Source organism: Pseudoalteromonas sp. HL-AS2 (assembly GCF_031198805.1).
In the GTDB taxonomy this organism is placed as follows: domain Bacteria; phylum Pseudomonadota; class Gammaproteobacteria; order Enterobacterales; family Alteromonadaceae; genus Pseudoalteromonas; species Pseudoalteromonas nigrifaciens.
Window position 1 is genome coordinate 3205533 of record NZ_CP133571.1, and the last position, 9054, is coordinate 3214586.

The window sequence follows — 9054 nt, forward strand, 5'->3', positions numbered from 1 at the left end:
TCTCTGATCCCTAGTCTTTAGAAAGAATAATTAAATGTCGTTGTGCATCTAAATTAGGTACTTCTAATGCAATTTTTTGCTCAAACTTAACGCCAGTCGGTAATGACTCTAGCTCTTCGCTAGGGAACACACCTTTAAGGGCAATAAATTTTCCTGAATGATCAATTAAGTGTCCACACCAGTCAACCATATCTTGCAATGAAGCAAATGCGCGACTGAGTACACCATCTAATTTAACACTTGGCTGATATTCTTCAACTCTTGACTGCACCGGAGTGACGTTATCAAGTCCTAGCTCATGTTTAATATGCATTAAAAAACGTACACGTTTACCTAAACTATCAAGTAACACAAAATGAGTGTTAGGTAATGCAATCGCTAATACAATACCAGGTAAGCCAGGGCCAGTTCCTACATCAATATAATGATGACCGGGTAAATGAGGTGCAACAACTAAGCTGTCCATTATGTGCTTAACCATCATTTCTTCAGGTAAGCGTACTGAGGTTAAATTATAAGCTTTGTTCCATTTAGTTAATAACTCAACGTAACGAACCAGCTGTTGCTGTTGTTTTTCGGTTAGCGCAATATTAGTTTGCGCTAACAATGTAGTTAATTGTTGCTGTAACACTAGGTACCCTCGCCGTTATGCAGATTTGCGTAACAAGCCTTGCTTCTTCAGATACACCAATAATAACGAAATCGCCGCTGGGGTGATACCAGAAATACGCGAAGCTTGACCAATAGTGTCTGGACGAGCATCAATCAGCTTAGCAACAACCTCATTTGATAAACCCGATACGGTTTTATAATCAAACTCTTTTGGTAAAATTGTTTGCTCATGGCGTAACTGTTTATTGATCTCATCTTGCTGGCGCACAATATAACCTGCGTACTTTGTATGGATCTCAACTTGTTCAAGCGCGGCTTGGTTAGTAAATTCAGATCCTAAGCCGTCAATTGCCATTAGATCGTTATAACGAATTTCAGGACGACGTAATAATTCCTCTAAACTAGCTTCACGCGTTAATGGCGTTTTTAGCAATGCATTAACTTGATCTATCATAGTATGATCTTTGTGGATCCAGGTATCTTTAATACGCTGTTTCTCTTTAGCGATCACTTCCATTTTTTCGTTATATGCCTGCCAACGTTCGTCATTCACTAAGCCTAATTCGCGGCCTTTTTCAGTTAAACGAATATCGGCATTATCTTCACGTAATAATAAACGGTATTCAGCACGGCTAGTAAACATACGATAAGGTTCTTTCGTTCCCAAAGTAGTTAAGTCGTCAATAAGTACACCCACATAAGCTTCGTCACGACGTGGAGTCCAAGACTCTTTACCCTGAACTTTTAAAGCAGCATTCATACCTGCAATTAAACCTTGAGCACCCGCTTCTTCATAACCGGTAGTACCATTTATTTGGCCCGCAAAAAATAAGCCATCAATAAATTTAGTTTCTAATGAACGTTTTAAATCGCGCGGATCAAAAAAGTCATATTCAATAGCATAACCAGGACGACAAATATGAGCATTTTCAAAGCCAGTAATAGATTGCACAATTTCAATTTGCACATCAAACGGTAAACTGGTCGAAATACCATTTGGGTATAACTCATATGATGTTAAACCTTCTGGCTCAACAAAAATTTGATGTTTGTCTTTATCAGCAAAACGAACAATTTTATCTTCAATAGAAGGGCAGTAGCGCGGGCCTATGCCTTCAATAACACCACCATACATTGGCGAGCGATGTAAGTTTTTACGAATAACATCATGGGTCTTTTCATTAGTAAAGGTGATGTAACACGGTATTTGTTGTGGGTGATCACTTGGTTTACCCATAAATGAAAATACCGGTATAGGCGTATCACCTGCTTGTTCTTGCATTTTACTAAAATCAACAGTACGGGCATCAATACGTGGTGGAGTACCGGTTTTTAAACGATCCACTCTAAAAGGTAATTCACGTAAACGATCAGCCAATGCAATTGAAGGAGGATCGCCTGCACGACCACCTTTAAAGTTTTCTAAACCTATATGTATTTGGCCACCTAAAAAAGTACCTACGGTTAGCACAACACTTGGAGCACTAAAACGTAAACCCATTTGGGTAACCACACCAGTAACACGATCGTTTTCAACAATAAGATCATCACACGATTGTTGAAAAATCTTTAAGTTATCTTGGTTTTGCAATGTTGTTTGAATTGCCGCTTTGTACAAAGCACGATCAGCCTGTGCTCGGGTTGCACGAACGGCTGGGCCTTTTGAAGAATTAAGTGTGCGAAATTGGATCCCGCCTTTGTCAATGGCCTGTGCCATTGCACCACCTAGAGCGTCAATTTCTTTAACTAAGTGACCTTTGCCAATGCCACCAATTGCTGGGTTACATGACATTTGACCAAGGGTATCCATATTGTGAGTTAGCAGCAGGGTATTCATCCCCATACGTGCGGCTGCCAATGCGGCTTCAGTGCCAGCATGTCCACCACCTACTACGATAACGTCAAAATTTTCGTGAAAAATCATTAATGGGATCCTACTTAAATCAAACCAGTAAACTTCAAAAGGGAGCGTATTCTACCTAGAATTTAGCAGAAGATAAATGATTAACAGCGGTCAAGATCTAAGTGTGTGATCTCTAATAATATAAAGGATCTTTTAAAGAGATCTTTTATTACTATTACTACTACTGAAGCACTTTTCTGTTGATAAGGTTTAGATCTTTATTTAAAACATGCGATTAGATCAGATCTAAAGTTGTGAACATGATCGGATCATCCAGCGAATAAGCTCTGATCAAAAAGGCACTTTATGCACAGGGCAATATCAACCGGATCTTATCCAATGGATAAGCATAGCTATAAATGCAGTTTAATCAGTGTTTATCCACAAAAACTATTAAATTATTAGTAAATTGTGGGTAACTTTAATTTGGTTTTTTAGCTTGATCTATTAATTTAAGCCTGTTTTAGCTAGCCAAGAGTCAAGCCAGGCCAGTGCAGTATCCTCTGGTAGCGCTTCATCAAGAATATTAAGCTCTAAGCGTTCGGCTACTCTAAGTGCACCTTTTTGTGCTAATAACTCATCTATATTGCGCCCAGCAAGGTTATAAGTATCGTAACTGGTATCGCCTAAACCAATGACTGAGTATTTTATATTAGATAAATCATCAGCTTGTGTTAAATCGTCAATAAAGCTAATCAGATTTTCAGGGTAATCCCCTGCACCATAAGTGGATGTACATATTAACCAAATAGTATTTTGCTGATCTATATCGTTAAATACAGGCTGTTCATGTAGTTGCGTACTAATACCTTGAGCATTAAGTTGATCAGCTAATTGTTCTGCAACATATTCAGCGGATCCCATTTGGCTGCCAATAATAATATTTACTGCACTCATTAATTTTTGTGATCACATAGCTTTTAATTACCGCTCATAATAACTGAGTTTGTATAACAGTAAAGTTAAGAGTGCTTTTTTGTATAACTATTTTAGCTGTAATTTTAGCCTTGGTTATTTATAACGACTCAAGCTGTTGATTAAATAGGGTTTAACAAATAATCTTTAAATGTAATCTTCTGATCAAGTTGTTGATAACAGTGGGGAAAGCTCTGTTTAAAGCCACTTTTTTATTTATGATTGATCGCTAAGTTATTGATTTAAAGAATATGAAAATGCTTAAATAGAGCTTATTAAGCAATAATATATACCCTGATCATAATGTGGATAGAATGCCTGTTGATAAGTGCTATTTAGATCATAAAATAAATTTAAATGAGATCAAATAAAGCTGATCTTTTTATTAAATGAGTCAATTAACAGTAAATAGTTAGTTTTAATGGCGGATCTAGGATATTTACTTAGTTAAATACGGAAATTTAAGTCTCTATAAAAGGTAATAAAGGCTAATTGTGGATAACTGATCTGAGATTATTTATTTTTTCAGCGCAGATCATCATTAATTTTAGCTAACTTGGCCGACCAAAAATATAATTCACGCTTACTTGGTGTTGTGTTGCTCTACTCAATTTTATAAATATGCGTAATTTAGAGTCAATAAAAGCCTAAAATAGGCTCCTATATTGAATGAATTATAAACATATATTGCAGCTCTTAAGCTTAATTAAGGCTATTTTAATAGGAAGTATTACCATAATAGCCACCGTAAAATTGATCCACTGCAGTTAAAACAGACTGCATTAATGCTATAAATTAGCCGTTTTATAGCTATTAAAGTGGCATTATTTTTAGTTAATAACGACATTACTCTAACAAATAAAGACTGGCCAGCTCTTATCAGGCATTAATATTAGCGCAATAAAGCTGTTTTTAGGGAGGAAATAGGTAGTGAAAGCAGGGGATTTTGACAATAAAAAAGAGCCTCTAGGGCTCTTTAAAATATATTTGGCAACTTATTTACCAATACAAAACGAGCTAAATATTTTTCCAAGTAGGTCATCTGAGGTGAATTCACCGGTAATTTCGTTTAGATATTGCTGGGTTAAACGCAATTCTTCGGCGAGTATTTCGCCCGCTATATGCATTTCTAACTGAGCTTTACCTGTATCTAAGTGGTACGCTGCATGCTCAAGCGCATCAAGGTGGCGACGACGTGCCATAAAGCCGCCTTCTGTTGCACCATCAAAACCAATACAGGCTTTTAAATGCTCGCGAACCAGCTCAATACCGTCGGCATTTTTAGCACTTAAACTGATGACCGGGTATTGCTGATTTTGCTCCATACCAACAACATCGCCCGATAAATCGGCTTTATTTCTAATCACTGTAACCCCTAATCCAACGGGTAATTTAGCCATAAATTCTGGCCAAATTTTATGGGGATCAGTATCAATAGTGTCGGTTCCATCAAGCATAAACAGCACTCGGTCGGCTTGGTTTATTTCATCCCATGCGCGCTCAATACCTATTTGTTCTACTAAATCAGGGCTTTCACGCAGACCTGCTGTGTCTATAATATGCAGTGGCATGCCATCTATATGTATATGTTCACGTAGTACGTCACGTGTAGTGCCGGCAATTTCGGTTACAATAGCGGCTTCGCGCCCAGCAAGGGCATTTAATAAGCTTGATTTACCCGCATTAGGGCGACCGGCAATAACAACCCGCATACCTTCGCGCATTATGCTGCCTTGCTTAGCTTGATCGGTTACCGTATTGAGCTGGGCAATAATGGCATCTAAATCGCCAGAAACTTTACCGTCAGATAAAAAATCGATTTCTTCATCGGGAAAATCAATTGCGGCTTCTACGTACATACGCAAGTGAATTACTTTTTCTACAAGTGTTTCTATGTGCTTAGAAAATTCACCTTGAAGAGACTGTAGGGCACTTTTAGCGGCTTGCTCTGAGGTTGCATTAATTAAATCGGCGATGGCTTCTGCTTGTGTTAAATCAAGCTTGTCATTCATAAATGCACGTTCAGAAAACTCCCCAGGCTTTGCTAAACGAACGCCCTCTATTTTACTAATTTCTTTAAGTAACATATCCAGTACTACAGGACCGCCGTGGCCTTGTAGTTCAAGTACATCTTCACCAGTGAATGAGTTAGGGCCGGCAAAGTAAATGGCAATACCTTGATCAAGTTGCTCGCCAGCAAGGCTTTTAAATGGCACATAATCGGCGTAGCGAACTTTAGGTATTTTACCTACTACTTTTTCGGCAACACTTTTAGCAAGGCTGCCTGAAACGCGAATAATACCAACACCACCACGTCCGGGGGCTGTTGCTTGTGCTGCAATTGTGTCTTGATTGATCATGCTATTAATTTGCCAACAATGAGTAACTTTATGGCGGTATTGTAACCTATGGATTTATTTGTAGCGAATAGCTGTGGTGAAAAACAGGTAATAAAAAAGGCGACCGAAGTCGCCTTTATATAAGTAGGAGCTTAATTAGCCTCTTACTTTAATACCTTTCTTTTCCATGCCGCGGTAGATGATGAGCATCTGGACAATAGAAATAAGGTTAGACACTAACCAGTAAAGAACTAAACCAGATGGGAACCATAAGAAGAACACAGAGAAGATAACCGGCATAAAGGTCATCATTTTTTGCTGCATTGGATCGGTAACCGTCATAGGCTGTAATTTTTGCGTAATAAACATACTGGCGCCAAATAAGATTGGTAACACGTAGTATGGGTCTTTCGCAGAAAGGTCAGTTAGCCAAAAAATAAATTCAGCGTGGCGAAGTTCTGTTGATTCTAAGAACACGTAGAACAAGGCTAAGAAAATAGGCATTTGTAGCAAAATAGGGAAACAGCCACCCATAGGGTTCACTTTTTCTTTTTTGTACATTTCCATTGTGGCTTGGCCGAATTTTTGACGGTCGTCACCAAATTTTTCTTTAAGCGCTGCCATTTTAGGCTGAAGGGCACGCATTTTAGCCATTGAAGTATATTGCGCTTTAGTCAGTGGGTACATTAACGACTTAACGATAATAGTAATGGCAATAATAGCCACACCCCAGTTACCTAAAATACTGTGTAACCACTTTAACAATACAAATAAAGGTTGTGAGATAAACCATAACCAACCGTAATCTACGGTTAAATCTAAATCTGGGTGAATAGCTTCAAGTACATCAGACTCTTTAGGGCCCATATAATAAGTCGCAGTAAGTGTTTGCTCACTACCAGCTTGAATATTAACCGCTTCGTCTTTAACACCAATGATGGCAGCATTACTCTTAGTAATTAAACTATAAAGTGTATTTGACTGATCCTGCATTGGAACCCAAGCACTTACAAAGTAATGTTGAATAAACGCAACATAGCCACCAAGTGTAATTTTATTTAGGTTTTTGTCAGCCATATCTGAAAAACTGTACTTTTCGTACGGGTCATCATCAGTACCGTATGCTGCACCTAAATAGTTTTGATCAACCATGCTGCCTTTGTCTTGTACAGTGCGCTTAACTTGTGTGTAAAGCTGTACTTGAAGTGGCGTGCTAGTGGTGTTGTTAATTGTGTATTCTAAAGCAACATCATATTGACCTTTTTTGAATACATAGGTTTTTGTAAAGTTAACACCATTACTATCAGTAAACTGTAGCGGCACTCTAAGCTCATCACCCGTTAAAGTGTATGACTTTTGCTCTACGTGGTAAGTTGGGCGACCTTGTGCAGAAGCATCAGGACCATTTAAGCCAATTAAACCACTTTGTGAAAAGTATTGTTTACCATCAAACTCACCAAGCAGCATATAAGGTGTTTCACTGCCTTTAGTTTCTTCATATTGAAGTAAGTAAGTTTCAACAATATCACCGCCTCGGGTATCAATTTTAACTTTGAAAACATCTGTTGTAATTTCAATTACAGAGCGTTTTGCTAAAGTTGCTGAGGCAGGTAACGCAGAGTCAGATGAAGTTGGTACATAATCTTCTGATTCTGATGATGTTGGGTTTAATGTTTGTGTGGTGGCACTCGGATCGGCTTTTGGCGTGTTGTAATCAGTATTCCATTCTTGAAATAATAAAAACGACACCAGCATCAGGCCAATGAATAAAAACGTGCGTTGCGATTCCATAACAGCTCTTATTTCTCGTGTTGGTGGTTAATATGGGTTAATTTTTCAGGAACGGGGTCGTTCCCACCTGAATGTAAAGGATGGCATTTTAATATGCGTTTAACTGCTAACCAACTGCCTTTTACTGATCCATGCAAATTAATTGCTTGAATAGCGTAACTAGAGCACGTTGGATTAAAACGACAATGCGGACCTAATAGCGGGCTAATCCACTTTTGATAACCGCGGATAAATAAAACTAAACAATACGTTGGCAAAGCAACAAGTGGTTTAAGTAACCTCATGATATATATGCTCCTACGTAAGTTTAGTAAATAGATACCATGTATTTAAAGACTCAATATGAGATTTCAAATGCATGATTAAAAGGTGAGCTAAAGATACCTTAATTAACCCTGTAATTCTATTGCTATTAGGTCTGTTTATTTGATTTAACTGATTTATTAGGGCGCTTTTTAAAAGGTGGTGGTTTGGGCGCACCCGGTTTGCAGCGCTCATTAATTTTACGCCACAACTTGGTCAGTTGTTTGGTTAATTCTTCATTAGACTGCTCATCAATACCACTTTTAACCATAAGCACAATATCTATATTGTCGATGTTGTGTTTATTTAAACGAAAGCATTCGCGAGCTAAACGTTTAATACGGTTACGTTGACATGCCTTTTTAACTCGTTTTTTAGCAACAGTAAGTCCTAACCGAGGTTGATCTTGGTCATTAGGTTTAGCTAAAAGAGTAAAGAAAGGAGTTGCAGCCCGGGCGGGTTCATTAAATATGCGAGAGTAATGCGAGGGAGTTAACAGACGTAACTCCCTGCCAAAGTTAAAGTCTTCCACTTATAAATTAAGCAGAAAGAACTTTACGGCCTTTAGCGCGGCGACGAGCTAATACTTTACGGCCATTTACAGTTGCCATGCGAGCACGGAAACCGTGAGCACGTTTGCGTTTTAAAACGCTTGGTTGAAAAGTTCTTTTCATAACAATCTCTTCCGATCGGTTAAAGTTAAAACATCCTATGCAGGTCGCGATCCTGGCACAGGTGCCATTGCGAGCGCGAGATATTATAGATGAAGTGTATTAAAGTCAATCATAATTACGCACTACCCTTAGAGTATACCAGCTATTTAATGTAGATCATAAAGAGTGATCTATTAGGATCATCATTAATAAGAAGTTTTCCACAGCCCCTGTATAAAAAGTGAATAAAAGCAGGGGAAAACTAAATTAGATCGCAGATTTGTTTCGCGATCCAGAGCTAATTTTGTTATGATCTATGCTCAGGCTTTAAAATTAAACTTGTATTAAATCATTGTGTTAAGTGTTTTATACCGTGATATCAACAATTTTATAAAAATCAGTCTTTTACTTGTGGATAAAGTGTCTTCATAATAGCCGGTCTTGGGTCGCTTATTGGGCCATTTAAACGCATTACAGAGGTGATTTTTAATCATTAATGATGTGCGGGAATAAAAATTATATCTCTGGGAGTTTGACT

The 9054-nt window shown here is 38.1% G+C and carries 8 protein-coding genes; all 8 read right to left on the reverse strand.

Annotation, left to right across the window (positions count from 1 at the left end; genetic code table 11):
* Positions 1 to 10: 10 nt before the first annotated feature.
* Positions 11 to 631 (reverse strand): 16S rRNA (guanine(527)-N(7))-methyltransferase RsmG, encoded by a 621-nt coding sequence (gene rsmG / locus RB215_RS14855; protein ID WP_309216642.1) that lies wholly within the window; start codon positions 629 to 631, stop codon positions 11 to 13.
* Between the two features lie 15 nt (positions 632 to 646).
* Positions 647 to 2536 (reverse strand): tRNA uridine-5-carboxymethylaminomethyl(34) synthesis enzyme MnmG, encoded by a 1890-nt coding sequence (gene mnmG, locus RB215_RS14860; RefSeq protein ID WP_011329637.1) that lies wholly within the window; start codon positions 2534 to 2536, stop codon positions 647 to 649.
* 426 nt (positions 2537 to 2962) lie between these two features.
* On the reverse strand, positions 2963 to 3412 hold the full coding sequence (gene mioC / locus RB215_RS14865) for an FMN-binding protein MioC (protein WP_011329638.1): 450 nt from the start codon (positions 3410 to 3412) through the stop codon (positions 2963 to 2965).
* A gap of 1013 nt (positions 3413 to 4425) precedes the next feature.
* Entirely contained in the window at positions 4426 to 5790 is a 1365-nt protein-coding gene (gene mnmE, locus RB215_RS14870) for a tRNA uridine-5-carboxymethylaminomethyl(34) synthesis GTPase MnmE (RefSeq protein WP_086996465.1), read from the reverse strand.
* 135 nt (positions 5791 to 5925) lie between these two features.
* Entirely contained in the window at positions 5926 to 7560 is a 1635-nt protein-coding gene (gene yidC / locus RB215_RS14875) for a membrane protein insertase YidC (RefSeq protein WP_011329640.1), read from the reverse strand.
* Between the two features lie 8 nt (positions 7561 to 7568).
* Positions 7569 to 7844 carry a membrane protein insertion efficiency factor YidD gene (gene yidD, locus RB215_RS14880; protein WP_011329641.1) on the reverse strand — a complete coding sequence of 92 codons (276 nt, stop codon included), beginning with the start codon at positions 7842 to 7844 and terminating at the stop codon, positions 7569 to 7571.
* Between the two features lie 128 nt (positions 7845 to 7972).
* A complete protein-coding gene (gene rnpA / locus RB215_RS14885) occupies positions 7973 to 8395 on the reverse strand; it encodes a ribonuclease P protein component (protein ID WP_011329643.1) in 423 nt (140 codons plus the stop codon).
* 7 nt (positions 8396 to 8402) lie between these two features.
* The gene (gene rpmH, locus RB215_RS14890) at positions 8403 to 8537 is read right to left on the reverse strand and encodes a 50S ribosomal protein L34 (protein WP_004335215.1); all 135 of its coding nucleotides are present in this window, start codon (positions 8535 to 8537) and stop codon (positions 8403 to 8405) included.
* Positions 8538 to 9054: the final 517 nt, after the last annotated feature.

Coding starts and splice junctions, on each gene's coding strand:
- mnmG (WP_011329637.1), bottom strand. CDS start 2,536: ATGATTTTTCACGAAAATTTTGACGTTATCGTAGTAGGTGGTGGACAT.
- mioC (WP_011329638.1), bottom strand. CDS start 3,412: ATGAGTGCAGTAAATATTATTATTGGCAGCCAAATGGGATCCGCTGAA.
- mnmE (WP_086996465.1), bottom strand. CDS start 5,790: ATGATCAATCAAGACACAATTGCAGCACAAGCAACAGCCCCCGGACGT.
- yidC (WP_011329640.1), bottom strand. CDS start 7,560: ATGGAATCGCAACGCACGTTTTTATTCATTGGCCTGATGCTGGTGTCG.
- yidD (WP_011329641.1), bottom strand. CDS start 7,844: ATGAGGTTACTTAAACCACTTGTTGCTTTGCCAACGTATTGTTTAGTT.
- rpmH (WP_004335215.1), bottom strand. CDS start 8,537: ATGAAAAGAACTTTTCAACCAAGCGTTTTAAAACGCAAACGTGCTCAC.